Origin of the sequence: Deinococcus puniceus (genome assembly GCF_001644565.1) — a bacterium.
Taxonomy (GTDB): Bacteria; Deinococcota; Deinococci; order Deinococcales; family Deinococcaceae; genus Deinococcus; species Deinococcus puniceus.
The window spans coordinates 1,174,295-1,199,627 of sequence record NZ_CP011387.1 but is presented as its reverse complement, the minus strand read 5'-3'; the positions used below and the strand labels follow the sequence as shown (position 1 = coordinate 1,199,627).

Genomic DNA, 25,333 nt, shown 5'->3' with positions numbered 1-25,333 from the left:
GTTGGCCGCCGTCCCGTCGTGCTTCCCCCGTGCTGCGTTCGTTGTTCTCATCAAGGCCCCGTCCTCCCTTCGCCCCCAAGTCGTTTAGAGCTGTTCACGAGTTTTTCAAAGGAGCGTGTCTGCGCCCATGACTGCACCCCAACCCCCTGCTGCCAGCCCCCTGCCCCGCCCTTGGTTGGCCCACTACGAAACGGGCGTGCCACACGACTTTACGCCCAGTGCCGATACGGTGCCGATGCTGCTGGAACGGGCCGCTGCCAAATTCCCAGACCGGCCCGCCCTGACGTTCGTGGGCGCGTCTATGACCTACAAGGAGCTGTGGCAAGATGCCCAGCGGTTTGCGACGGCGCTGCAGAAGGCGGGCGTGGCAGCGGGTGACCGCGTGTCTATCATGCTGCCCAACTGCCCCCAGTTCGTCGTGGGCTTTTATGGGGCGCTGCTGGCAGGCGCGGTGGTGGTCAATACCAGCCCGCTGTACACGCCCAAAGAGCTGGAACACCAACTGACCGACAGCGGCAGTGAAACGCTGATTATCTTGGATACGTTTTACCCGCGCTTTGCCGAAATCGAGTCCCGCGTGGGCGTGCGCCGCGTCATCGTGACCGGGATTCAGGACGCGCTGCCGTTTCCCAAAAACCTGCTCTATCCGGTGAAGGCGCGGCGTGAGGGAACTTGGGTCAGCATCAAGGCCACCGGAAAAGTGCTGCCTTTCAAGGCACTGGTCAAATCTCAGCCGCCTACGCCCAGTCCAGTGCGGGTCGAGCCGGACGATGTGGCGCTGCTGCAATACACAGGAGGCACCACCGGCGTGCCCAAGGGGGCCATGCTGACCCACCGCAACTTGGTCGCCAACTGCGAGCAGGCCCGCGCTTGGATGACCGACCTGCGCGACGGCCAAGAAGTGACGCTGGCCGCCATTCCATTTTTTCATGTGTACGGCATGACCGTTGCCATGAATCTCAGCGTGCTGGTGGGCGCGACGATGGCTCTCGTGCCCAATCCCCGCGACATCAAGATGGTGCTGGGCGCGATCACGGCCAGCAAAGCCACGCTGTTTCCGGGGGTGCCCACGCTGTACAACGCCATCAACAACCACCCCGACACCCCTAAGCACGACCTGACCAGCATCCGCGCCTGCATCAGCGGCAGCGCCCCGTTGCTGCTGGAAACCTCGCGCAAATTCCGCGAAATCACGGGCGGCGCGAACCTCGTGGAGGGCTACGGCCTCACCGAAGCCAGCCCGATCACGCACACCAACCCGATTTTTAGCGGCCAGCGCGAAGGCAGCATTGGCCTGCCCATGCCCGGCGTAGACGCGGTGGTGGTGGGCGACGACGGCCAGCCCGTGCCCTACGGCGAGGTCGGAGAGTTGTGGGTGGCTGGCCCCATGATCATGAAAGGCTACTGGCAACGCCCCGACGAAACCGCCAAAACGATGCGTGAAGCGTTTGGGCGCATGTGGCTGATGACGGGCGACATGAGCATCATGGGCGAAGACGGGTATTTCAGCATCGTAGACCGCAAAAAAGACCTGATCATCGCCGGGGGCTTCAACATCTACCCGCGTGAAGTGGAAGAAGTCCTGATGAGCCATCCGGCGGTGCTGGAAGCCGCCGCCGTGGGCCTGCCCGACGCCTACCGGGGCGAAAACGTACACGCGGTGGTGGCCCTGAAACCCGGCATGAAGGCCACCGAAGCCGAAATCATCGCCCACTGCAAAAAAGACCTGAGCGCCTACAAAGTGCCCCGCAGCGTGGAATTCCGCTCCGAGTTGCCCAAAACAGCCGCCATGAAAATCCTGCGCCGTCAATTGGCACAAGAAGCGCGGGAAGCTCAGGCGATAGGCAAGGGCTAATACGAACTTAAAATGAGTTGAAGACGAATTTCGAGCGAAGCGAGTAGAAGAAAAGACGGGATGGCGACGATGGACGACCCTATCGGTGGGTTTGCGGCTGTTCGGGAATCAAAGCAATCCCGTATAAAGCCCCAAACTTCGCCCCAAAACGGCGCACCCCCGCCCCACCCCCGCCACTGTGTGGGGGTTTCTCATACCCTTCTTGTGCAGGTGACGTTTCTTACAGGGCCGCCCTGCACTATCATGGGGCTTATGGCGTATACCATCCTCGTCGCTGATGACGAACCGGCCATCCGGACTATGCTGGAGGTCATTCTGTCGGCAGACGGGCACGAAATCGTGGCTGTTCAGGACGGCAAGACTGCACTGGATTACCTCCGTGACCACACTCCCGACGCAATGCTGCTCGACGTCAAAATGCCGCATATGGACGGCTTCGAAATCTGCTCGCGTGTCAAGCGCATCAAACGCTTACGCAACACCCCCGTGCTGCTGCTGACCGGCTTCGACGATGACCAGACCCGTGACCATGCCAAGTTGGTCGGCGCAGACGACATCGTGTACAAACCCCTGTCCGGCAAGAATTTGCGTGGCCGCGTGAACCAACTGATTGAGGCCCGCCGCCGCTGAGGCCGGGGTGCTGCGGCGCTTGGCGCACAGTGGCGGGTAGACATGTCTGATACACATCCCTGATACATAGGCTTGGTACACACTGGTGGACAGGGGCCGCTTGATCGACAGTGGACAGTGTTCAGAGCTGCGAGCGCCGCACTGGCAAGAGCCGCACCAGAGGAGAGAGGCTTGATTTTCGTACTGAGATTCTTAAAATTTCTGACTTCCCTGCTGATCGCGGCGCTGGTCGCGGGGGCGGGCGTGGCCGCGACCTATGCCAGCAAGTGGGCACGCGAACTGCCCGACTACCGCGAACTCGATTCCCTGACCCGTTCTCTGGGGGCAGAAACGCGGGTCTTTGCCCGCGACAACACCTCTCTGGGCAGCCTGATTCCCAAAATCGGGGAGCAGGCCATCAGCCGAACCCTAGTGACGCTCGATGAAATCAGCCCGTTTATGGTGGCGGCCCTGATCTCTAACGAAGATCGGCGGTTCTTCGAGCATTACGGCCTTGACCCCTACGGGCTGGCACGGCAATTTCAGCGACTGGCACGCGGTGACGAGGTTCAGGGCGGCAGCACGCTGACCAACCAACTCGTGAAGAACACGCTGTTGCTGGAGGAATACAATCAGGCCCGCACGCCTGACCGCAAGCTGAAAGAATGGATGCTGAGCGTGCAGGTGGAGCGCAGCTTTACCAAAGAAGAGATTCTTCAAAACTACCTGAACACCATTTATTGGGGCGACGGCGGCCCGGTGGAGTTGTACGGCATCTACGCGGCGTCTCAGGCGTATTTCCGCACCACGCCCAAGCGCCTGTCGCTGGCCCAGAGTGTGTACCTGACGGTTTTGGTGCCCAGCGCAGGCCGATACTTCAATTATGAACAAGTCCGCCCGCTGATGAAAGTGGTGCTGGCCCGCATGGTGGAAGACCAGTGGGTCACTCAGGCGCAGGCCGACGCCGCGTGGCAGGAAAAACTACAGCCGCGTGGCTGGCAAGTGGTGTATGCCGCGTCCGGCGACGTGAAGACGGCCAAACTGGTAGACCGCACCGCCAAGGAACTGAAAGCCGTGACCACCACCCGCGCACCGCATTTTATGGGACAGGTGGAGGGCGAACTCGTGCGCCGCTTCGGACGCGAGAAGGTGTACGGCAGCGGCGGCCTGCGCGTGTATACCACGCTCGATCCCAAAGTTCAGAATGCGGTGGAAACGGCCAGCCGGGAAGCCACCGGCTTGCCCCCCGGCGCGACGTTGGGCGCGACCATCCTTGACCCCTATAGCGGGGAAGTGCTGGGCATGATCGGGCAAAAGCTTGTCGGCAACGCGCCGCCCGACGACTGGAACAACGCCGCGCAGGGCCAGCGCCAGATCGGTTCCACCATCAAGCCGCTGCTGTATACCACCGCCCTCAGTACCGGACTGACCCAGGATCACCGCGAAGACGACAAACCGGTGTCCTACCCGTGCATCGGCTGTAAAGACGGCGTGTACGAACCGGAAAACTTCGAGGGCGCGACCACTTACCGCTCCATGACCATTCGGGAAGCCCTTGACCGCTCGCTGAACTTGGTCACGGTGCGCCTCGCAGACCGGATCGGCCTTCAGACCTTTTTCGGCAAGCTGCGCGAATTGGGAGTGCCGCCCAACGACGGAACCGGGCTGGCTGCCGCGCTGGGCGCAGTGGAAACCACTCCGGTGAAGATGGCAGCGGCCTACGCTCCCTTCGTCAACGGCGGCCTGTACCGTGCGCCACGCTACCTGACGCGCGTGACCACTGCACGCGGCGAAGTCCTGTACGACGCCGGAACCACTCCCATCAAGCCCAAGCGCGTCTGGACTCCGCAGGTGGCGTATCTGGGCCTAGACATGATCAACGGCGTGGTAAACGACCTGACCGAGCGACTAGGCGGGCTGGCGACCAAGGCCAAGTTCGGAGAGTGGCCGGTGGCAGGCAAAACGGGAACGAGTAACGGCCCCAAGGATTTCTGGTTCGTGGGCACCACCCCCCTCTACACCGGAGCCGTCTGGGTGGGCAAGCAGCAGGGCGGCGAAATGCCGGTCAACTTCTTTTCCGGTTACGTGAACGCCCCGATCTGGCGGCGGATGATGGAAGTGGCGCACGCGGGCAAGACGGTGACGCAGTACGTGGAGCCTCCCGGCATTCTGACGGCGGACGCGCCCGACCCCGGCTACTTGCCCGGCGTCAAGATCGCGCTGCTCGACCCCAACTACCGCGACGCCGCCAACACCCAGATTCAGCCCGACGCGCCCCTCCCCACCGTGTACCGCGAAACCACCTTTGCACCGGGCGGAGAAGACCCCCGCACGGTCATGATCGACATAGACCGCACGACGGGCAGGCTGGCCACCGAATTCACGCCCCCCAGCAACATCGTGCAGCGGCGCGTGTACATAGAGGAATTGCCCGGTTATGCGCCCGACCCGAATCCGGCTCCCCTGCGCGACGAAAAGCCCGACCCGGCGGCCCTGAAAGCGGTGAAGGCTCAGTCCAGCACGCTGGCCCCCACTACACCCTAGTTCTTCCCCTGTCTACCTTCTCCCCTGTTTGGCGGCCCCTAGCGTTTCGGTGGGCCGCTTCTCTTGCTCGCCGCTCTCATCGATCAGTCACGCATTCCTGACGCGGGCGGCGCATCATGACCCGCATGCGTCACGCCCCGCTTCTGACTTTGTTGCTGACTTTGGGGGCAGGCCAAGCCGACGCCCGCGTGCGTTTGGGCGAACCTTTGCCGCCCCACCCGTGGACGAGTGCCGCTGACCGCGAAGTGGTGGTGGTCTACTCGCACGACTGCGGCGACCTGGGCGAGCTATGGCAGGCTGTGCTGGACAGCGGATTGCCTGTACGGGCCGTGAACGCCGAAGACATCCCCGCCCCGGCCCCCGCAGGCATCAACCCTTGGCGCGGCGCGGAGGCTACCACTTTTGCCCGCAACCTAAAAGTCGGAGCTTACCCGACGGTGTTGTTGGTGCAAGGCGGGCGCGTGCTGAACGCATGGGAAGGGACTTTTCGGGGCGAGTGGTAGGGCGATTGTCGATTGCTTGGGGCGCGTAAAGGCGTCTAAGGGTCAAGGGTCTAAGAAAGTCGAGGGCTGTCCTAGACGTAGTTAATTAGCTGCTGTTCCCAGCCGGAACCTCACCGCCCCAGCACCTTAGACCCTAGACCCTTAGACCTACCCCACCGCCACCCCAAGACACCGAGCCGGGACGCCCCGCCCACCCCGCGCCCGCTAGACTGCCCGTATGTTGACTTCCGGCCTATCTGCCCCCACGTTCGCTGTGGCGTTTCTGGCCGGGCTATTCTCGTTTCTTAGCCCCTGCGTGCTGCCGCTGGTGCCCAGTTATTTGGGCGTCATCGGCGGCGCACGCTCTCCGCTGCTGCGGGCGCTGGGTTTTATTCTGGGGTTCGGGCTGGTGTTTATTGCGCTGGGAGCGACAGCCAGCAGCCTCGGCGCGGTGCTGGCCCCGCACAAATTTTTGCTGGGGCAGGTGGCAGCCGTCCTGATCATCTTTTTTGGGCTGGTGATGCTGGGCGTCGTGCGCCTGCCCTTCCTGATGCGCGATACCCGTGCGCTGGCCGATGCGGGCGGCTACGGCCCCGTCGCCCTCGGCGCGGCGTTCGCCTTCGGCTGGAGTCCGTGCCTCGGCCCGGCGCTGGGCAGCATTTTGGGGTTGGCGGCCAGCACGGCCAGCCTCGGCCAAGGCGTGGGCTTACTGGCCGCCTACACGCTGGGCCTCGCCGTGCCGTTTCTGCTGGCCGCCCTGCTCTGGAACCGCCTGAATTTGCGCCGTCTGAACCGCTATTCCGGCACTTTCGAGCGCGTGGGCGGCGGCATTCTGGTGGCGGTGGGCCTCCTGATGATCACCGGGCAATTTACGCGACTGGCCGCATTTTTTTATGGAGTGACGCCGGAATGGCTGAGGATGTAAGGATCGTGGTGGACGGATCGTGGATCGTAGAAAAAACAGTGGGGCTGTTGTTTTTCTGGCCTCTCCACACCCGGATGCAGAATGTCTAATCCCGCCCTCTCCACGATCCACGATCCACGTTCCGCCCTTCCCCACGCCGTCCAGTTGCGCGGTGTCTGGCTCCGTTTGGGCCGCGAAGTGATCTTGCGGGGGCTGGACTTGGACATTCCCGCCGGAAGCGGCGTGACCCTGCTGGGCGAAAACGGGGCGGGCAAAACCACGCTGCTGCGCCTGATTTCTTCGGGTCTGAAACCCACGCGCGGGGAGGGGCGGGTGCTGGGCTTCGACCTGCGTGATGGGCGGGCGGTGCGCGACTGTGTTCACCTGATGCCCGTAGACGCGGGCCTGTACCCTGACCTGACGGGCGAAGAGAACCTGAATTTTGCCCTCCAGATGCACAGCTTGAAGGGTGATGCGGCTTCAGCCCTGCGCCGAGTGGGGCTGGAACGGGCGGCAGCGCGGCGGGTGCGCTTCCTGTCGGCTGGCATGCGGAAGCGGCTGGCACTGGCCCGCGCTCACTTGCTGGCCCGCCCGATCACGTTGGTAGACGAACCCTTTGCCAATTTGGACGACGCCGGACGTCAACTGACCTTAGACCTGTTGGGCGAGTTGTCCGGGCGCGGCGTGACCCTGCTGATCGCCGCCCACGAACCGCAACTGGCGCGGCAGGTGGCCCCGCGTGCGCTGCGGCTGGCGTCCGGCGTGCTGAGCGAGGTGGACTATGGCGGGCAGTAAGGCGCAAGACCGGCAACACGAGGGCATCACCACGATCCACGATGCACCCACCACCATTCAGACCCCACGCTCCGCCTTCCAGACAGTACTCACGGTGGCCGCCAAAGACCTGCGCGTGGCAGGCCGTACCCGTGACGCGCTGCTGGCGACAGGGTTTTTTGCCGGACTGGTGCTGCTGGTGCTGGGGCTGGCCCTCACCGGAGGCGTGACCCGTTCCGACGATGGGGCGGCGGAATTGGCGTCGGGCGCGGTCTGGACGGCTCTCGCTTTGGCCGCCGCCGTGGGCGCTCAGCGGGCCTTTGCACAGGAGCAGGAGGCCGGGGCGCTGGAGCAACTCACCCTCTACCCGGGGGCGCACGGGGCGCTGTATCTGGGCAAGTTGCTGGGCGTGTTGGGGCCGCTTCTGCTGGTGGCGGCGCTGGCCGTTCCGATGGGTCTGATCCTGTTTGGCGCGGCGGGCGCGGGCCGTGCTGTGCCTTGGCCCGAGCTGGCGCTCCTGACCGTGCTGGGCGTACTGGGCTTTGCTGCCGGAACCACGTTCTACGGCAGCATCACGGTCAGCCTGCGGGCGCGTGAGGCCCTACTGCCTGCGCTGGCCTTTCCCATCTTGGTGCCTGTGGTCATCTCTAGCGTGAAGGCCACCACCCTGCTGCTGCAAACGGGCTGGACGCCGGAAGTGACGGCGTGGGTGGGCTTCTTGGCGGCGTTCGATGTGGGCACGGTGATTCTGGCGACGCTGCTGTTTCCTTACGCGGTGGAGGGATAGGAGCGCTCTGGGCCGGGGAGTGGTCAGTGCGAAAAGCACAAACAACCGCAGCCGCATAAGGGGAACTGAGCAAAGCGATTGCCCTTCCTTAGACCCTAGACCTTTAGACCCTTGGACAATCGACCCACGATCCCGAACTCTCTCTCCCAGCGCCCTACAATTCTCCCGTGACCTTCTCCCCTGCTCCTATCGACGCCGCCCCCGTAACGCTGGCCCTTGATACTGCCACTCCATTCCTGACCTTGGCGCTGGCGTGGCCGGGTGGCATGCGGGTCTGGTCTGCCGAGGTGGGCCGCGCCCATGCCGAGCGGGTGGCGGGCGCAGTGGCCGAGCTGTTTGAAGAAGCGGGCTTGCCGCTGCGGGCAGAGCGAATTGTCATTGGCACGGGGCCGGGGTCCTATACGGGCGTGCGGGTGGGCGCAAGCTACGCGCTGGGGCTGGCGCGGGTGTGGGGCGCGGAGGTGGTGGGCGTGCCCACGCTGGAGGGGCTGGTGCGCGGGCCAGACGGCGTGCGACTGTCGGAATCGGTGGCCGTGTCGCTGGATGCCCGGCGCGGCAACGTGTACGGCGCGGTGTACCGGGTAGAGGCGGGCATAGTGGCCGAAGTCCTTCACGCGCCCGAAAAGCAGAGCATGGAAGACTTCCAGACTCGGGCAGCGGGCCTCCCTTACTTCCATGACGGCGCACCGAGTGGAGAAGCCCTGCTGCGGGCCGGACTGGCGCACGGGCAAGCAGACTGGGCGTTGGCTTACCTCTGATCAGCAGCTCTAGTTTAAATGACATACTAGTCATAAAAGAGCGGTCAGGGCGTTGTGTGATATAGATTCCTTAACCTGACTTGCACAATCCCGCCTGACCCGTGAAGTGGCGTCCGAACCGTTGGCCGTGTGCCAGTGCGTCTTTATGCCAATCACTTTGGCCGGAGCAGGGAGAAGGCAGTGGGGTGGGCGGCATCATCTGACCCAGCCTATGAACTGTTGATAGGATTGGTCATCTGTTCTGGGGTCAACCCTGACCCGTTTTGGAGGCTTGACTATGCGAACCACTCTGCGAACCCGTCTTGTTCTGACCACCGCCCTGCTCCTCAGCTCTGCCGCCAGCGCTGCCACCACCACCCTGAATGTCTTCATGGGCAGCCAGCAACGCCCCGAAATCTTCCAACCGCTGTTTGACCGCTTTCAGAAACAGAATCCGAACATTAAAATTAAGATCGAAACGGGCGGGGCCACGAGTGAGGCGCAGAACCAGTACCTCACGACTGTGCTGGCGGCCAAAGACAACACGCTGGATATTTTCTTGATCGATGTGGTTCGCACGGCCACGTTTGCCGCCGCAGGGTGGGCCGAACCGCTGGACGCCTACGTGCCCAACAAAGAGGTGTACCTGAAAGCCTTCCTTGCTGGCCCGGTGAACGCTGCCAGCGTGGGCGGCAAGTTGTACGCCATGCCCGCCTTCACCGACGCGCAGTTCCTGTATTACCGCAAGGATCTGCTGGCCAAGCACAACGCCAAAGTGCCCAAAACCTGGGACGAACTGGCTGCCACCGCCGCCCGCATTCAGAAGGCCGAGGGCGGCAACTTGCAGGGCTTCAACTTTCAGGGCGCGCCCATTGAAGGAACGGTCTGCAACTTTTTGCAACTGACGTGGACGGGCGGCGGCAACGTGAACGACGTGACCAGCCCCGCCGCCAAGCAGGGCCTCGGCTTTTTGGTGAACGCCGTGAAAACCAAACTGGCCCCCGCCGCTTCCAGCGAGATGAAAACCGACGACAGCCGCCAGCAGTTTCAGGCCGGAAACGTCTTGTTCGGCATGAACTGGAGCTACGCTTGGGCGCATTTTCAGGGCAGCAGCCCCCAGCCCACCAAAGTCAAGGGCGATGTGGGCGTAACGGCCATTCCTGCCTTCGGCAAAAACAGCACCGCCACCTGCACGGGCGGCTGGCAATGGGCCGTGAGCGCGTACAGCCGCAACAAGGCCGCCAGCGCCAAACTGCTGCAATTCATGGCCAGCAGCGACATTCAGAAGGAAATGGCGATTAAAGGCGCGTACCTGCCTATCCGCAAGAGCCTGTACAACGATGCCGGAGTCGTGGCGGCCAATCCCCACTTCAAGAGCCTGTTCTCTATTGTGACCAAGGCCCGCCCCCGCCCGATTACCGCCAACTATCCCCGCGTCAGCGAAATTATTCGCAACAACGTGTCGGCAGCGGTGGCCGGAAGCAAGACGGTAGATGTGGCGCTGGCCGACATGCAGCGGGACTTGGAGCCACTCCTCAAGTAAGGGCGCTGGTCTGAGGGTCTAAGGGACTAGGACGAGCGGCAGCTGGGGGCGGTTGAAATTGAAGTCGCGTGCACCCCCCCGTCGCTGCCGCACCGCCCCCTTAGACTTGCAAAGCTCCGCAGGAGAGGTGGGGACAGTTACCCCTACGCGTTTGCCCTTAGACCCTCGACTCTTAGACCCTTAGACGCCCTCCTCAGCAATCTAAATCGATTTACCTCCACCTTAAAGCGAGGTCTGTGTATGGCTCTCCCCTCTCAATCCACCTCGCTTCCGGCCAAGCCGCACCGCTTTCGCCGGGAACCGTCCGAGGGCTGGCTGGCCGTGATGTTGCTGGCTCCCGCCGCGCTGCTGCTGTGCGGCATTCTGCTGTTTCCCATGATTACGACCCTGCGCGACAGCCTGTTCGTGAACAAACTGACCGAGCCGGGGCTGGGCACGCCGTTCGTGGGCTTTCAGCAATACGTGCAGATGTTCGGTGACCCCCGTTTTGGGCAGGCGCTCCGCAATACCCTGTTTTTTGGCGTGCTGACCGTTGTTGGTTCGTTTCTGGTGGGCATTCCTATGGCGCTGGCGGCCCATACACCCAGCCGGTTGCGCGGGCTGGCGCGGGTGGCCCTACTGCTGCCGTGGGCCATGCCGCCCGTCATCACGGGGCTTATATTCGCGTGGCTGTTCAACGGGCAATACGGCGTGTTCAACGACCTGCTGGTACGCACGGGCATCATTCAGGAGCCGCTGCGCTGGCTGTCTACGCCGGGGCTGGCGGTGGCGGCGATGGTAGTCACGATTGTCTGGAAAACCAGTTCTTTCGTGGCCCTGATCGTGCTGGGCGGCTTGCAGGGCATTCCCCGCGAACTCACCGAGGCCGCCGATGTAGACGGCGCGACGCGGGTGCAGTCCTTCTTCCGCATTATTTTGCCGATGCTGGCTCCCAGTCTAGCAGTGGCCTTCATCTTCCGGTCTATCAGCGCCGTGCAGGTCTTCGATATTCCGTACACCTTCATTCAGCAGGCCCCGGCGCAGGGCTTGTTGGAAACGTTGGGCGTGTACATCTACCGCACGTCTATCGAGTTTCTGGACTTCGGCTATGCGGCGACCCTGAGCGTGGCGCTGTTTGCCGTGAGTTTGGCCGTCACTGCCGTCTACGTGCGCTTCGTGCGCGGGGGGGACTGACATGGAAGACGCACCCCCACGCCTCTCACCGCTGGAACGGGCGGGCCGCTGGTTAGGCCTCGCTGCCCTGATCGTCGGTGGATTCTTCCCCTTTATCTGGATGGTGCTGACCTCCATCAAGACAGAGGGCGAATTGCAGAAATTTCCCGTGCAATACCTGCCGAGTGCGCTGAACTTTGCCAATTACGCGCAGGTGTTTACCGAGCAGCCGTTCGCCCGCTTTTTCTTCAATTCCCTCACTGTCAGTCTGCTGAGTACCGTGCTGGCCATCGTGGTGGCCGCGCCCGCCGCCTACGCCCTCTCGCGCCTGAACATCCGGGGCCGGGGTGTGCTGCTGACCGTCGTGGTGGCCTTCTCCATGTTCCCGGTGGTCAGTCTGTTGGTGCCGCTGTTCCGGCTGATGCGCGGCGCGTCGCTGCTCAACTCCTATCCGGCGCTGATTTTGCCGTATGCGGCCCTCAGCCTGCCCGTCGCCATTCTGACACTCGTGGCCTTCTTCAGCTCCATTCCCCGTGACCTCGAATCGGCGGCGATGGTGGACGGCTCCACCCGCTTCGGCGCACTGACCCGCGTGGTGCTGCCCCTGTCGGCCCCCGGCGTGGTCACGGCGGCGCTGCTGGTCTTCGTCAATTCTTGGAATGAATTCTTGCTGGCCCTCAGCTTCAATACCCGCCTGAGCATGCGAACCGTGTCGGTGGGCGTCACGCTGTATCAGGGCGAATTCGCCTTTCCGTGGCCGCTGATCGCCGCCGCTGTGGTCATCGCCACCGTGCCCATCGTTGTCCTGATCGCCGTGTTCCAAAAACGCTTTGTGGCTGGTTTGACGGCGGGCGGGGTGAAGGCGTGAGGCTTTAAATTGAGCTTGCGTGTGAACCCCCCCGTTGCTTCGCAACGCCCCCCCTCAAGGGGAGGACAAAAGCTGTTGCGCTCCCCTTGAGGGGGGCTGGCTGCGAAGCAGACTGGGGGTTCACCAACAATCCCCGCCGCCCACTCACCACCAACAGAGGTTCCCATGACCCAACCTTCCCAGTCCGAATTCCTGTGGTTCTTGCAACTCTCCCGCGACGGCGAGTACATCGGCACCCGCGAAAGGCCGCCGCGTAAGCCCACGCTGCCCTACATTTCCAGCCTGATCGAAACGGCGGGCGAGGCCGGATTCGACGCCCTGCTGACCGCCACCAACTACCACTCCGAGCATGAAAACTACACGGCGGCAGTGGCAGCGTTGGCCCGCACTGCCGCCACCGATCCGGCCCTGCTGATCGCGGTGCGGCCCGGTATGTTCCATCCGGCCATGTATGCCAAGATGCTGGCGACCCTGCAAAACCTGTTTCCGGGGCGGGTGCGCCTGAACATCGTGACCGGAAGCAGTCCCGCCGAGAATGCCATGTACGGTGACAATGAAGATCACTCCCGCCGCTACGAGCGCACCCGCGAATTTATGACCATTTTGCGCCAACTCTGGACGCAGCCGCCGCCGCAATCCTTCAAGTCCGATCTGTATTCCTTCGAGAAAGCCGTGTTAGACCCCGCCCCCGTGCAGCCCATTCCGCTGTATTTTGGCGGCGCTTCCCCGGTGGCTCAGCAAATTGCCGCCGATCTGGCCGACGTGTACCTGATGTGGGGCGAGCGCGAAGACATGTTGGCCGAGCGTATGGCGCAGATGCGGGCGCTGGAAGCCCAAACTGGACGCAAGCTGCGCTACGGCCTGCGAACCCACGTGATCGTGCGCGAAACCGAAGCCAAGGCCCGCGCCGCCGCCGAACGCCTGATCAGCCGGGTTGATCCAGCGGTGCGGGCGGCGTTTGTGGCGAGTTATGCCCATGTGGACGGCGTAGGCCAGCAGCGCCAAATAGAGATGCTGTCGGGCGTGGGCGAGGATTTAATGGTGGAACCGGGCCTGTGGGCGGGCGTGGGCATGGCCCGCAGCGGCGTCGGCGTAGCCCTGATCGGCAGCCCCGAACAAGTGGCCGCCAAAATCCGCCGATATGAGGAGATGGGCTTCAGCTCGTTCATTTTCAGCGGGTACCCGCACCTGGAGGAATCCCGGCGTTTCGGGGAACTGGTGATGCCGCTGCTGAAGGGCAAGGCCGAAGAACTGCGCGTGATTCACAGCGACGAGGTTGCGCCTGTGGCGTAAGGAATCCAGATGCTAGGGACGGCGGGGGCTAAAGCTTCCGCCTCTTTTGCTGGCGCTCCAAGTCGGATTGCATTTACTTAGACGCCGTACTACTATGAAAGACAAGTCACAATTTTTGGGTTGGGCTGGCCCGTCTTGATGCCACAGGTCTGACTCTGCCCGCGCAGAATCCAAACGAGTCGGGATAGGCTCTGGCTGTGCTGTTCCATCACACTCAAAGCAGTCTGAAATTCTTGCCGCTACACCCTCCACTCACGCCCTCTCCCCTTCTTTCTGGACGGTGACTGTGACTCAGAGCGTGACCCAACCCCAACAAGCCAATTCTGTCCCGCCTGCGCTGCGGCTGCGCGGCATTACCAAGCGGTTTCCCGGCGTGGTGGCTAACGATTCGGTAGACCTGACCGTAGACGCGGGCGAAGTCTTGGCCCTGCTGGGCGAAAACGGCGCGGGCAAAAGCACGCTGATTTCTATCCTGTACGGCCTCTATCAGCCCGATGAGGGCACGGTGGAGTTGCGCGGCCAGCCCGTGCGCGTGACCAGTCCGGCGCAGGCGCTCAAATTAGGCATTGGGCTGGTGCCGCAGCATCCCTTGTTGGTGGCGCGGCATACTGTGGCCGAAAACCTTGCGCTCGGCGGGGGCAGCGGCTTGTTCCCGGCGCGTGGGGTGGCGGGGCGGGTGCGCGAACTGTCGAGCAAATACGGCCTAGAAGTGAATCCGCAGGCCCGCGTGTCCGACCTGTCGCCCGGAGAAAAACAGCGGGTGGAAATCGTGCGGGCGCTGATGCGGGGGGCGCAAGTCCTGATTCTGGATGAGCCGACTAGCGTGCTGACCCCACAGGAAGCCGACGCCCTGTTTCGCGTGATGCGCGAGCTGAAAGCCGATGGGCGCAGCCTGATTTTCATCTCTCATAAGCTGGATGAGGTGCTGGCGGTGGCTGACCGCGTGACCGTCTTGCGGCGCGGCAAAGTGGTGGGCGGGCGCGACACGGCAGGCGCGACCCGCGAGGATTTGGCCGAGATGATGGTGGGCCGCAGCGTGGACTTTACCCGCAAACGCACACTGAGGTTAGATACAGGCGCTGCGAGGCCAGAAACGCCGCTCTTGACGGTGCGGAACCTGACCGCACTGGGCGCACGCGGTCTGCCTGCCCTGCGCGGCTTGACTTTTGATCTGCGTCAGGGCGAGGTCTTGGGCGTGGCCGGAATCGCGGGCAACGGCCAGAGCGAACTGGTGGAAGTGCTGGCCGGACTGCACGCTTCGGCGGGAGAGGTGACGCTGGCGGGGCAACCCCTGACCGGAAATGCCGACGAACGCTTTCGCGGCGGCGTGGCCCACATTCCCGAAGACCGGATTCATTCCGGCACCGTGCCCACCATGACGGTGGCCGAAAATCTGGCCCTGCGCGACTATGCGCGTGCGCCGCTGGCAAGGGGGCTGGCCCGCGACCTCGCCGCTACCGACGCCCGTGCGCGGCAAGACGTGGAAGCCTATTCAGTGGCGACTCCCGGTATTCATACCCCCAGCCGCCTGCTCAGTGGCGGCAACATTCAAAAGTTGATTTTGGCACGGGAGCTGAACGGTTCGCCCAAGCTGATTTTGGCTGTACACCCCACCTATGGGCTAGACATCGGGGCCACCGATCAGGTTCACCGGGTGCTGCTGGAACGCACCGAGGGCGGCGCGGGCGTGCTGCTGGTCAGCGAGGATTTGGACGAGTTGCTGAGCTTGTCTGACCGAATCGGCGTGATGGTGGGCGGCGAATTGCGCGGGCCGTTCCCGGTGGCCGAAGTCACGCGGGAATCGTTGGGCATGATGATGGGCGGGGCGCATCCGACGGTGATCCCCGGCGCAGATCAGGGGGTTATTGCATGAGGTTCACGGCTCTGTCCGCCCCATCTGCCGCCCGCGCCGCGTGGGTCACGTTGGCCGCCGTTGTCGTGGCGCTGCTGTTGTGCGCCCTGATTTTCGTTTTCTACGGCGTCAGCCCCGGCACGGTCTACGGCACCATGCTGCGCGGTACGCTGGGCGATTCCACCGGACTGGCCGAAGTCGCCCGGCGCACCATTCCCCTGCTTCTTATCGGCTCCGGGCTGGCGTTGGCGTTCCGGGCGCAATTCTTCAACATCGGGGCGGAAGGGCAAGTGCTGTTGGGGGCCGTGTTCGCCGCAGGTACGGCGCTGTTTTTACCCCTGCCCGGCGTGCTGCTGCTGCCTGCCATGTTCATCATGGGCGCGGTGGGCGGCGGGCTGTGGGCCGGAATCGCCGCGTGGCTGCGCCGCCTGAACGTCAACGAGATTCTCAGCACCCTAATGCTGAATTACATCGCCGTGGCGGTGGTGACGTACCTGATCGCGGGGCCGTGGAAGGGCAAAGAGGTGCGCGGGTACATCTACACCGACCTGTTTCCCGAAAACGGCTTTCTGGACGTGATTCCCGGCACGCAGGTGCATTGGCCCACGCTGGTGCTGGGGGTGGCGGGCGCACTGACGCTGCAATGGGTACTCAGCCGCTCTACGTTCGGCTACGCCCTGCGCGTGGTGGGCGAGAATCCCGGCGCGGCGCGGTACGCGGGCCTCAGCGCGGGCCGGGTGGCAACGACGGTGGCCCTGATCACGGGCGGCATGGCAGGCTTGGCAGGCGCGGGCGAAGTGGCGGGCATCCATCACCGCCTGCTGGAAGCCGGACAGATCAGCCTCGGCTACGGCTTTACTGCCGTGATCGTGGCGTGGCTGGCTCGCGGCAACCCGGCGCTGTGCCTGATCACGGCCCCCGTGATGGCGATCATTCTGGCAGGCGGCGACCTGCTCAAGATTGACCTGAATATGCCTTTCCGCGTGGTGGACGTGTTCAGCGGCGTCATTTTGCTGTGCCTGATCAGTTCCGAGGTGTTTATCAGAAACCGGGTGACGTGGGGTACAGCCCGTCCCGCAGGGAGTAAAGCAAATGGATAACGTCTTTGTAGAGGCGCTGGTGCGGGCGCTGGCGGTGGGCACGCCGCTGCTGCTCGCCAGCCTCGGCGCAATTTTGAACGAGCGGGGCGGCGTAGTAAACCTCGGCGTGGAAGGCATGATGGCGGTGGGCGCACTGGCGGCCTTCGCGGTGGCAGTTGCGCCGGGGGGAAATCTGTGGCTGGCCGTGCTGGCAGCGGCGGCAGCGGGCGCACTCTTGGCCTCGCTGCACGCCCTTGCCACCGTGACTTTGCGGGCCAATCAGTTTGTGAGTGGGCTGGCGTTGGCCCTGCTGGGCACGGGTGCAGCGGGCCTGCTGGGCAAGCGCTACGAGGGTGCGCCTCTGTTTAACAAGGTGCCCGATTGGAATTTGGCCGGATTCGTCATCAGTCCGTTTACAGTGTTCGCGTTGCTGCTGGCGGGCGCTTTGGCTTTTTATCTCAATTCCACCCGCTCCGGCCTCACGCTGCGTTCGGTGGGAGAAAACCCCGCTGCCGCCGACGTATTGGGCGTGAACGTGGGCCGGGTTCGCACGCTGGCGGTGCTGGCCGGGGGCGCGTTGGCGGGCGTGGCGGGAGCTTTTCTGGCCCTCAGCTACCGCGCTTCGTGGGCCGACAATATGACGGCAGGGCTGGGCTGGATCGCCGTCGCGTTGGTCATTTTCGTGGGCTGGCGACCCCTGCGGGCCATCCTCGGAGCCTTGTTTTTCGGCGTGCTGTACTACTTGCAGTTCCGGCTTCAGGGCAACAGCCCCATTCCCACCGAGGTCTTTTCGGCCATGCCCTTTGTGCTGGTGCTGGTAGTGCTGGCGCTGGCGGGCCTGCGCGGACAGCAGGGCGACGCCCCGGCAGGGTTGGGGCGGGCGTATGTGCGGGGGGAAAGATAGGAGCAGGATCGTGGAGTGTAGAACGTGGATCGTGGGGCAACAGCCAAACCACGATCCACGTTCTACGATCTACCCTCTTGTTTCAACCCACCACTGATCGCCGCGCTTTCTTGCGGCCCAGCAACCGCAGCGCAAACAGCCCCGCAATCACCAGTGCAGCAATCAGCGGCGGCGTGTGATCCTGTTTCACGCCCCACCAGTAATGCAGCGCTCCCAAGCTGACCGCCGCATAGGCAAGCTGATGCAGGCGCGTCCAGCGGGCAAAGCCTAGGCGTTTGACGGATTTGGGCGTACTGGTCAGGGCCAAGGGCACCAGCAGCAGCAGCGCCGTAAATCCGGCGGTCACGAAGGGGCGCTTGACCACGTCTTCGGCCACTGTAGACAGCGTGAATCCCTGATCGAACAGGTAGATCAGGAAGTGCAGGACGCCGTAGCCGAACGCCAGCAGGCCGAGGCTTTTGCGGATGCGGGCGGGCCATGTCCAGCCCTTGCCGCCCGCCAATCCCAGCCGCGCCGTGACCAAGCGCAGGGGCGTTGTCGCCAGCGACAGGATCAGCAGCACCAGACAAAGCAACCCGGTTTGCAGTTCGGCCCGCTGGACTGGGTTTGCGCCCAGTGCGCCCGTGGAGGCGTCCCAGATCAGTACGGCCAGCGGGAGTAGGCCGCCCACCGTCACGGCGGGTATTAGCCAGCCCAGCGGCTTGGGTGCCGTGCGTTTGGATAGACTGCGCTGGGCCGGAGTTGCAGAGCTTTCAGACATAGATTTGCTCACGCCTTACCCAGCGGCATCAGTAGAACTTCTTCAAATCCATGCCCTTGTACAGGCCCGCCACCTGCTCGGCGTACCCGTTGAAGGGCAGGGTTTTGCGGCGGCTCAGATCACCAATGCGGCGCTCGGTGGCCTGACTCCAGCGGGGGTGCGGCACGGCGGGGTTCACGTTGGCAAAAAAGCCGTACTCGTCGGGCGCGGCAATGCTCCAAGTCGTCTTGGGCTGCTTTTCGGTCAGCGTAATCCGCACAATAGACTTGATGCTCTTGAAGCCGTACTTCCACGGCACGGCCAGCCGCAGCGGTGCGCCATTTTGTCCGGGCAGCACGCGGCCTTGCAACCCCACCGCCATAAACGCCAGCGGGTGCAGGGCTTCATCTAGCCGCAGGGCTTCCACATAGGGCCAGTCCAGCACGCGGCTGCGTTGGCCGGGAAACTGCTTGGGATCGTTCAGGGCCGTGAATTGCACGTATTTGGCCTTGCCAGTGGGTTCCATGCGCCGAATCAGAGCCGCCAGCGGAAAGCCCAGCCACGGCATCACCATCGACCAGCCTTCTACGCAGCGCATCCGGTAAATGCGGTCTTCAAGGGGGAACCACGACTGAAGGGTGTCTATATCCACGGTCTGCGGCTTGCGAACCTCACCGTCGATTTTCACCGTCCAGGGGCGCACTTTCAGCGATCCGGCGAGGCGGGCGGGGTCGGCCTTGTCGGTGCCGAACTCGTAAAAGTTGTTGTAGCTGGTGGCCTGCGCGTAGGGCGTAATGGGTTCGCTGGTGTCGTATGGCCCCAGTGGGCGGCGCACTTGCCCCTGTGCCAAGTCTCCAAACTCGCCGGGAGCAGCCTCGGCAGCGGCTCCGGGCCTGCGCGTCAGCAGTTCTAGGCCGCCGCCCAATGCCGCCGCCGTGCCCGTAAACAGTGCCGCAGACCGCAAAAACTCCCGGCGCGGATTGACGATGCGGGAGGGGCTTTCTTGGGTGGTTTGCTCGTCGTTGGGCAAGTCGTCGCGGTTAGGGTCAGGGGGCAAAATAGTCATGAATTCTCCTTGAATGGACACAATGTGGGGGGCAATGACAGGCTTACTAAGCTATACGCAATCTGAGCGCAAACGGTTCACTTTTCCGCAGGATTGGCGGGAATTGAAAGCAGCTTTGGGTTATGGACGGTGAATCATGGACACTACACATCTTGGGCCGCTGCTTCTCAAATCCTTGTCACAAGCCCTCATGACCCACTGCACTTTTGTGCTTCCCTTGACTGGTACAGCCCGAAGGGAGGGGGGTGGCCGCTAAGCAGACTGGGGGTTATCTTGGCCGCGTTCAGCCCCCTAGCTGCCCCACCCCGCCACCCCCACCGCCGCGCCGTGAAACAATCGGGCACGTGAGCGTTGTCATTTTGGATTTCGGCAGTCAATTTACCCGCCTGATCGCGCGGCGGTTCCGTGAACTGGGAGCGTATTCGGTGATTTTGCCCGGTACAGCCAGCCTAGAGCGGATCGCGCAGGAGAACCCGCAAGGCATTGTCTTGTCGGGCGGCCCCAGCAGCGTGTACGACGAGGCGGCTCCCCGTCCGGCGGCTGGAGTGCTTGACCTGCCTGTGCCGATTCTGGGCGTGTGCTACGGCATGCAGTTTTTGGCGCAGCAAGCGGGCGGTACGGTGGCCCGTGCAGGTAGGCGGGAGTACGGCAAGGCCGATCTGACCCGCTACGGCGGCCAACTCTTCGAGGGCATCGTGGGCGAATTCGTGGCGTGGATGAGCCACAGCGACTCGGTGAAGGCGCTGCCCGCTGGGTATGAAGTGGTGGCCGAAACCTTGGACACACCCGTCACGGCCATCGAGAACAACGTGACCCGGCGCTACGGCGTGCAGTTTCACCCCGAAGTCGTACATACGCCCAAAGGCGGGCAACTGCTGGCGAACTTTCTGGGTATTTGCGGCATAGAGCGCGACTGGAACGCCGAACATATCGTCGAAGACCTGATCGAAGGTGTGCGGGCGCAGGTGGGCGACGGGAGGGTGCTGCTGGCGATCAGCGGCGGCGTGGATTCCAGCACGCTGGGGCTGCTGCTGGCGCGGGCGGTGGGTGAAAAGCTGACGGCAGTGTTCATCGATCACGGCCTGCTGAGGTTGGGCGAGCGCGAACAGGTGGAAGCCGCGCTGCTGCCCCTCGGCGTGAATCTGATTACCGTGGACGCCCGCACCGAATTCATGGGCGCACTGACGGGTGTGTCTGACCCGGAGCAAAAGCGCAAGATCATTGGCCGCGAGTTTATCCGGGCCTTCGAGCGGGAAGCCCGGATTCACGGCCCCTTCGACTATCTGGCGCAGGGCACGCTGTATCCCGACGTGATCGAGAGCGCGGGCGGCCTGCATTCCGAGAAATCGGGCGCGGCCAACATCAAGAGCCATCACAACGTGGGCGGCCTGCCCGACGATCTGGCCTTCAAGCTGGTGGAACCCTTCCGCACGCTGTTTAAGGATGAGGTACGCGAAATTGCCCGCCTGCTGGGACTCCCCGAACACATCCGCATGCGCCACCCCTTCCCCGGCCCCGGCCTCGCCATCCGCGTGATTGGGGCGATTACCGAAGAAAAACTGGATATTTTGCGCCGCGTAGACGACATCTTTATTTCGGGCCTGCGCGAATTCGGACTGTACGACGGCTGCTCTCAGGCGTTGGCGATTCTGACTCCCATTCAGTCGGTAGGCGTGATGGGCGACGAGCGCACCTACAGCTACACGGCGGCGCTGCGGGCCGTGACCACCGACGACTTCATGACGGCGGAGTGGGCACGCCTGCCCTACGACTTCCTCGCCACCATGAGCAACCGCATCGTGAACCACGTCCACGAAATTAACCGCGTGGTGTACGACATCACGGGCAAGCCGCCTGCCACGATTGAATGGGAATGAGAGAAGCAGGCTAAAGCGCGGAACAAGCAGGAAGTGGGGAACGCCAGCAACACAGGGCGTTCCCTTTTTCTATGGCAGACCAGCGGCCTTCATCAAGTCTTTAATTAGGAATTCAGCATTCTAAACGAAAACTCAAGGGGCAATTTTCCAGCCATTTGGCAACTGTTTTAAGGCACACGAGCATTTTCGTTTGACCAATTCTGACAACTTTCTTACACTGACCGGGTATCACATCCTCATTTTTGGTCGTTTTTCTCCGGGTAGGTCTGTCGTTGAAGTTCTGGCCGTCGTTCCTTCTTTTCGCCCTCACCGAGTCAGCACTCTTGATCTGGAGTTCTCATGAGAAAATCACACCTCGTCTTGGCCCTCAGCAGCGCATTGTTGCTGGCGGCCTGCACTCCGTCTCCCGACGGTCTCACCCCGCCCAACGGCACCACTCCGCCGAGCAGCAATATCGTCGGCACAGGTAGCACCCGCGTTCTGGGTTACGTGGTGTCGTCCAATTCCGGCGCGGTGGTAGCAGGCAGCACCGTGACCGTGACCGACAGCGGCGGCACGACTGTGGGCACCGCCAGCACCGACGACAAGGGCACATTTGTGCTCAGTGTCGCGCCCGGTACCTACTCGCTCAGCTTTGCCAAGCCCGGCTACGCGGCGTCACGTGTGGTCAATTACCCGGTGCTGGGCGCGGGGCAACAGTTGAATGTGGTGCAAAAGATGGCGTTTTCCAGCACCTACAAGGCCGTGGCTCCCGAACTGGGTGCGGCGGCGCTGGAAGGCGAAACCCGTGTGGCACTGTCTAACGACCCGGCCAAGGCGTACACCTTCAGCGCCAGCAAAGGCGTGACGCTGGGGCTGACCGTCACGGCGGGCGACGCGGGCCTGAGTCCCGAAATCGTGTATGCCAACGTGGGTCTGGAAAACACCCCCGGCGCTGGCTATTTCGGCAGCCGCGCATTGGGCGAGAACGACCCCAAAAACACGGTCATGGAAGCCAAGCTGGCCGTGACGGGCAACGCCCTGCGCGGTATTCGCGGCCCCACGTACCTGAATCTGGTGGCCTACGATTACAACTCCAACCGGGTCAACAGCTATATTCCGGTCAATATTACGGATGATCAGCCGGTGACGACGCCGCTGGGCGCGTTTTTGGATACCCGCGCTATGGCCTACACCGTCGCTCAAAAATTAGGCTACAACTCGGGCGTGCGCCCCACTGCCGCGCCCACCGAAGAGAGCCAGATGTGGGCCGAACTGAAATTCAACTATCAGGCGGGCCTTCAGGGAGACGTGCTGGGGTTCCGGGTCTTCGGCAGCGCCGACAACACCGCCTTCCGCCTCGTCCGCACAGTTGCGGCGGCAGACGGCTTCGCCAACGGCGTGCGTATCAGCGATCCGGCGCTGGTGGCAGGCCAAAAAATGTACTACTACGTGCAGGCCTACACCAGCACCCAGAGCATCAATAGCCCTGTGGTCGACATTACGCCGCTCGACAGCTTCAAGCTGACCGACTTGACGCCCGGCAACCGCAGCGGCGGCGTCAGCCTGACCCCCACCCTGAGCTGGACGGTAGACAAAAAGGTGGGCGACTACCGCAAGTTCTACGCGCTGGTCAACGACTATCCCAGCCTCGGCGCGTATTGCTTCTGGGGCGACGCCCTGTGCGGCGACACCAGAGAAGCCAGCAACAACGTGTATACCGACGACGGCAAGTCGCCCGCGCTGACCATGACAGGCAATACCTACAGCGTCTTGTTCAATGAAAACGGCAAAGCTTTGCTGCCCAAGCTCGAAGCGTTCCACTCGTATTCCTTCGATGTCTCGGCGGCGGCCTTCAGCGCCGATGGCCGGGCTGTGAGCATCGCGCAGGACTACTACAACATCTTTTCGCCCAACGGCGGCTGCAACTTCGGCGGCCCCGTCTGCGAGGGTCTCATAAGCACCTTTACCACCGGAAACGGGAGCAACTGATGAAGCATCTACCCCTGAACACGGCGCTGCTGGCCCTCAGCCTCGGCCTGCTGCTGACGGCTTGCGGCGGCACCGATTCTGCCGCGCCCACAAGCAATGTTCCGCCTACCGAAACCCCAGTCGCCACCACGCCAGCATTCGACCTGAAGGCGGGGCAGTCGTTGGCCGCACGCCTCGGCGTCCAGAGCTTTGCACAGCTGGCCCCCCAGTCCTTGCCGGATCTAGCCTCCCTTCAGCGTGAAGCGGGCGACCTGACCTCTGGTGAAGTGGTGGTGGGCTACACCAGTCAGGCGCAGCTCTCGCGTCTGGCCGCGCACCTCGGCGCGACAGTGAAAGCCACATTGCCCCAGCTGAACACGGCGCTGCTGGTGTTGCCCGATGCGCTGTCGCCTCAGCGCACCGCACGCGCCCTCCAGATCAGCGGCGCACGCTACGCCGAGGTCAATCAGCGCCGCCGCCTGCTGGGCGACGTGACCAACCAGAACGTGGGCGTACAGAGCTTAGCGACACAGAGCTTAGGCACGCAGGCCGCCCTCCAGCCGCTCGCAGACGCCGATCCCCTCTCGGCCAAGCAGTGGTGGATCAGCCAGATCAAGGCCGATCAGGTGCGCGGCATCGCCACCGGGAAAGGCATCGTGGTGGGCGTAGTCGACGATGATTTTGACCGCCAGCACGAAGACCTGATGGCCGAGGGCAAAATCGTGACCGGCTTTGACGCCACGACCTTGAAGGAACTGACGCCCGACATGCCCCTGACCAGCGGTTCTCACGGCAGTGGCAGCGCCGGAACCATAGGTGAGCGCCTCGGTAACGGCAAAGGCGGCGCGGGTGTGGCCCCAGACGCCGTACTGATGCCCGTGCGAATTTTTGATGAGAAGGGCTTTGCGGGCGATTTCAACGTGGCCTACAGCATCGTCTGGGCTGTGGATCACGGCGCACAGGTGCTGAACAACTCTTGGGGCGGCGGCGGCTACGGCCAAACCCTCAAGGACGCCGTGGACTACGCGCTCAGCAAGAATGTGGTGGTAGTGGCCTCGGCAGGCAATGACCGCCGCGACCTGCACAACGGACTCGGTGCATTTCCCGGCGTCATCAGCGTAGGGGCCAGCATCGGTGACGACCTGAAGGCCGATTTCAGCAACGTGGGCAAACGGGTCGATCTGTACGCGCCCGGCGATCAGGGCCTGACCACCTACATCAACGAAAGCTTGCCCCCGGCGCAGCGTGCCCAGTCGTATGGGCTGTTCAACGGCACCAGCATGGCGGCCCCAGTCGTCACCGGAGCCTCGGCCCTGCTGCTGGAGCGGGCCAAGACCTTGGGCATAACCCTGACGCCGTATCAGGTGAAGAAAATGCTGGTGGCGGGCGGCGACCCCATGAAAGACCCGCGCCTGCCCACCGACAAGCGCGTGAATGTGCTGACGGCCCTGAACAACTTCACGGCGGCCAGCGTGCCCGCAGACGGCGGCAAAGTAGTGGTGCAGGTGGCCGATCTGGTGATGGGGTCGCCGCTGACCGGCAGCGACGTGATATTGACGCCGCTGGGCGGGCAAAACAAAGGGCTGGATTATCTGGCCCAGACCAGCAACGGTGACTTGGAGGGCGCAGAAGCCGACGCCAAGGCCGCCCCGGCCCCCGCCTGGGGCAGCGCCTTCTTTTACGGCATAGAACCCGGCGAGTACGAAGTGCGCGTGGCTGGCCCGAGTTGGGCCGTGTATGGCGGCAGCCGCACCCCCCTGCTGGGCAAAGTGACTGTCACCAGCGGCGCAACCGTGACCCGCAGCTACCAGCACGAGGCCGATCTGTTCGAGTACGGCGCAACCGCACGCAACGGCAGCCCGGCCACCGCCACCAATTTCAGCGCCGCTCCTGCCGAGGTACTGGCACAGGGCCTCCTGCTGGGCGGCACCTTCAGCAACGACAATTACGTGCTTCCGCCCGCGCCCGGCGTACCTGCGGGCACACCCGACACCGATTTCCACCGCTTCGTGGTGCCCGCCGGACAAACCCTGACCGTACACGCCATCGCCCGCGCCACAGGCAGCAAAGCCAGCGCCCGCGTCACGGTGGTCGACGCCACGGGCACCCCGCTGGCCGGTGCCCAAACCAGTGCAGGCGGCCTCGGCGGGTTGGCCGACAGCACCGCGACCTTCAAGGCAACAGACGCCACCACCGTGTACCTGAAATACGCCAACACCAGCGGCAGCGAAGGCCTCGGCCACTGGTACGGCGCGTTGGTGACCATCAAGTAGGCCCATCGGCCACGACGGATCGGTCAGGGAGTGGAAGTAAAGGAC

20 protein-coding genes are annotated in these 25,333 nt (G+C 63.3%); 18 read left to right on the top strand and 2 right to left on the bottom strand.

The window, feature by feature from the left end:
- The first annotated feature begins 127 nt into the window (after positions 1–127).
- The 15 genes from SU48_RS05440 (at position 128) to SU48_RS05370 (ending at position 17,383) form a co-directional block, all read left to right on the top strand.
- Complete coding sequence (locus SU48_RS05440; protein WP_064014366.1) at positions 128–1,855, top strand: long-chain-fatty-acid--CoA ligase; 1,728 nt, start codon at positions 128–130, stop codon at positions 1,853–1,855.
- A gap of 243 nt (positions 1,856–2,098) precedes the next feature.
- Positions 2,099–2,485 carry a response regulator gene (locus SU48_RS05435; protein ID WP_064014365.1) on the top strand — a complete coding sequence of 129 codons (387 nt, stop codon included), beginning with the start codon at positions 2,099–2,101 and terminating at the stop codon, positions 2,483–2,485.
- Positions 2,486–2,656: 171 nt separating this feature from the next.
- A complete protein-coding gene (locus SU48_RS05430; protein WP_064014364.1) occupies positions 2,657–5,008 on the top strand; it encodes a transglycosylase domain-containing protein in 2,352 nt (783 codons plus the stop codon).
- Positions 5,009–5,124: 116 nt separating this feature from the next.
- Positions 5,125–5,511 carry a hypothetical protein gene (locus SU48_RS05425; protein WP_064014363.1) on the top strand — a complete coding sequence of 129 codons (387 nt, stop codon included), beginning with the start codon at positions 5,125–5,127 and terminating at the stop codon, positions 5,509–5,511.
- 217 nt (positions 5,512–5,728) lie between these two features.
- Positions 5,729–6,415: a cytochrome c biogenesis CcdA family protein gene (locus tag SU48_RS05420; protein WP_064014362.1), complete on the top strand. Its 687-nt coding sequence runs from the start codon at positions 5,729–5,731 to the stop codon at positions 6,413–6,415.
- 81 nt (positions 6,416–6,496) lie between these two features.
- Positions 6,497–7,189 carry an ABC transporter ATP-binding protein gene (locus SU48_RS05415; RefSeq protein WP_064014361.1) on the top strand — a complete coding sequence of 231 codons (693 nt, stop codon included), beginning with the start codon at positions 6,497–6,499 and terminating at the stop codon, positions 7,187–7,189.
- Positions 7,176–7,955: a heme exporter protein CcmB gene (locus tag SU48_RS05410; RefSeq protein WP_082869681.1), complete on the top strand. Its 780-nt coding sequence runs from the start codon at positions 7,176–7,178 to the stop codon at positions 7,953–7,955. The genes SU48_RS05415 and SU48_RS05410 overlap by 14 nt, the downstream gene beginning before the upstream one ends.
- 167 nt (positions 7,956–8,122) lie before the next feature.
- Positions 8,123–8,713 carry a tRNA (adenosine(37)-N6)-threonylcarbamoyltransferase complex dimerization subunit type 1 TsaB gene (gene tsaB, locus SU48_RS05405; RefSeq protein WP_064014360.1) on the top strand — a complete coding sequence of 197 codons (591 nt, stop codon included), beginning with the start codon at positions 8,123–8,125 and terminating at the stop codon, positions 8,711–8,713.
- A gap of 277 nt (positions 8,714–8,990) precedes the next feature.
- Positions 8,991–10,235, top strand: coding sequence for an ABC transporter substrate-binding protein (locus SU48_RS05400; RefSeq protein WP_064014359.1), 1,245 nt, complete (start codon positions 8,991–8,993; stop codon positions 10,233–10,235).
- Positions 10,236–10,475: 240 nt separating this feature from the next.
- The gene (locus SU48_RS05395; protein ID WP_064014358.1) at positions 10,476–11,408 is read left to right on the top strand and encodes a carbohydrate ABC transporter permease; all 933 of its coding nucleotides are present in this window, start codon (positions 10,476–10,478) and stop codon (positions 11,406–11,408) included.
- Position 11,409: 1 nt separating this feature from the next.
- A complete protein-coding gene (locus tag SU48_RS05390; protein ID WP_064014357.1) occupies positions 11,410–12,255 on the top strand; it encodes a carbohydrate ABC transporter permease in 846 nt (281 codons plus the stop codon).
- Between the two features lie 165 nt (positions 12,256–12,420).
- Complete coding sequence (locus SU48_RS05385; RefSeq protein WP_064014356.1) at positions 12,421–13,548, top strand: LLM class flavin-dependent oxidoreductase; 1,128 nt, start codon at positions 12,421–12,423, stop codon at positions 13,546–13,548.
- A gap of 298 nt (positions 13,549–13,846) precedes the next feature.
- On the top strand, positions 13,847–15,421 hold the full coding sequence (locus tag SU48_RS05380; protein ID WP_231881691.1) for an ABC transporter ATP-binding protein: 1,575 nt from the start codon (positions 13,847–13,849) through the stop codon (positions 15,419–15,421).
- A complete protein-coding gene (locus SU48_RS05375) occupies positions 15,418–16,500 on the top strand; it encodes an ABC transporter permease (protein WP_064014355.1) in 1,083 nt (360 codons plus the stop codon). The genes SU48_RS05380 and SU48_RS05375 overlap by 4 nt, the downstream gene beginning before the upstream one ends.
- Positions 16,493–17,383, top strand: a complete 891-nt coding sequence (locus tag SU48_RS05370) for an ABC transporter permease (protein ID WP_064014354.1) — start codon at positions 16,493–16,495, stop codon at positions 17,381–17,383. Before SU48_RS05375 ends, SU48_RS05370 begins: the two co-directional genes overlap by 8 nt.
- 82 nt (positions 17,384–17,465) lie before the next feature.
- Here SU48_RS05370 and SU48_RS05365 read toward each other — a convergent pair whose 3' ends face one another.
- Positions 17,466–18,143 (bottom strand): protein-methionine-sulfoxide reductase heme-binding subunit MsrQ, encoded by a 678-nt coding sequence (locus SU48_RS05365; protein ID WP_231881690.1) that lies wholly within the window; start codon positions 18,141–18,143, stop codon positions 17,466–17,468.
- A 28-nt stretch (positions 18,144–18,171) separates the two neighbouring features.
- Positions 18,172–19,188, bottom strand: a complete 1,017-nt coding sequence (msrP, locus tag SU48_RS05360; RefSeq protein ID WP_064015861.1) for a protein-methionine-sulfoxide reductase catalytic subunit MsrP — start codon at positions 19,186–19,188, stop codon at positions 18,172–18,174.
- A gap of 344 nt (positions 19,189–19,532) precedes the next feature.
- Here msrP and guaA point away from each other — a divergent pair, with 344 nt between their 5' ends.
- The 3 genes from guaA to SU48_RS05345 all read left to right on the top strand — a co-directional run bounded on the left by guaA (position 19,533) and on the right by SU48_RS05345 (position 25,288).
- Positions 19,533–21,065, top strand: a complete 1,533-nt coding sequence (gene guaA, locus SU48_RS05355; RefSeq protein WP_064014353.1) for a glutamine-hydrolyzing GMP synthase — start codon at positions 19,533–19,535, stop codon at positions 21,063–21,065.
- A 339-nt stretch (positions 21,066–21,404) separates the two neighbouring features.
- Positions 21,405–23,036, top strand: coding sequence for a carboxypeptidase-like regulatory domain-containing protein (locus SU48_RS05350; RefSeq protein WP_082869679.1), 1,632 nt, complete (start codon positions 21,405–21,407; stop codon positions 23,034–23,036).
- Positions 23,036–25,288: a S8 family serine peptidase gene (locus SU48_RS05345; protein ID WP_064014351.1), complete on the top strand. Its 2,253-nt coding sequence runs from the start codon at positions 23,036–23,038 to the stop codon at positions 25,286–25,288. Before SU48_RS05350 ends, SU48_RS05345 begins: the two co-directional genes overlap by 1 nt.
- Positions 25,289–25,333: the final 45 nt, after the last annotated feature.

Bases quoted from the DNA above. Each gene is read 5' to 3' on its own strand.
- SU48_RS05440 (WP_064014366.1), top strand. From the start codon at position 128: ATGACTGCACCCCAACCCCCTGCTGCCAGCCCCCTGCCCCGCCCTTGG.
- SU48_RS05435 (WP_064014365.1), top strand. From the start codon at position 2,099: ATGGGGCTTATGGCGTATACCATCCTCGTCGCTGATGACGAACCGGCC.
- SU48_RS05425 (WP_064014363.1), top strand. From the start codon at position 5,125: ATGACCCGCATGCGTCACGCCCCGCTTCTGACTTTGTTGCTGACTTTG.
- SU48_RS05420 (WP_064014362.1), top strand. From the start codon at position 5,729: ATGTTGACTTCCGGCCTATCTGCCCCCACGTTCGCTGTGGCGTTTCTG.
- SU48_RS05415 (WP_064014361.1), top strand. From the start codon at position 6,497: ATGTCTAATCCCGCCCTCTCCACGATCCACGATCCACGTTCCGCCCTT.
- SU48_RS05410 (WP_082869681.1), top strand. From the start codon at position 7,176: ATGGCGGGCAGTAAGGCGCAAGACCGGCAACACGAGGGCATCACCACG.
- SU48_RS05400 (WP_064014359.1), top strand. From the start codon at position 8,991: ATGCGAACCACTCTGCGAACCCGTCTTGTTCTGACCACCGCCCTGCTC.
- SU48_RS05395 (WP_064014358.1), top strand. From the start codon at position 10,476: ATGGCTCTCCCCTCTCAATCCACCTCGCTTCCGGCCAAGCCGCACCGC.
- SU48_RS05390 (WP_064014357.1), top strand. From the start codon at position 11,410: ATGGAAGACGCACCCCCACGCCTCTCACCGCTGGAACGGGCGGGCCGC.
- SU48_RS05385 (WP_064014356.1), top strand. From the start codon at position 12,421: ATGACCCAACCTTCCCAGTCCGAATTCCTGTGGTTCTTGCAACTCTCC.
- SU48_RS05375 (WP_064014355.1), top strand. From the start codon at position 15,418: ATGAGGTTCACGGCTCTGTCCGCCCCATCTGCCGCCCGCGCCGCGTGG.
- SU48_RS05370 (WP_064014354.1), top strand. From the start codon at position 16,493: ATGGATAACGTCTTTGTAGAGGCGCTGGTGCGGGCGCTGGCGGTGGGC.
- SU48_RS05365 (WP_231881690.1), bottom strand. From the start codon at position 18,143: ATGTCTGAAAGCTCTGCAACTCCGGCCCAGCGCAGTCTATCCAAACGC.
- msrP (WP_064015861.1), bottom strand. From the start codon at position 19,188: ATGACTATTTTGCCCCCTGACCCTAACCGCGACGACTTGCCCAACGAC.
- SU48_RS05350 (WP_082869679.1), top strand. From the start codon at position 21,405: ATGAGAAAATCACACCTCGTCTTGGCCCTCAGCAGCGCATTGTTGCTG.
- SU48_RS05345 (WP_064014351.1), top strand. From the start codon at position 23,036: ATGAAGCATCTACCCCTGAACACGGCGCTGCTGGCCCTCAGCCTCGGC.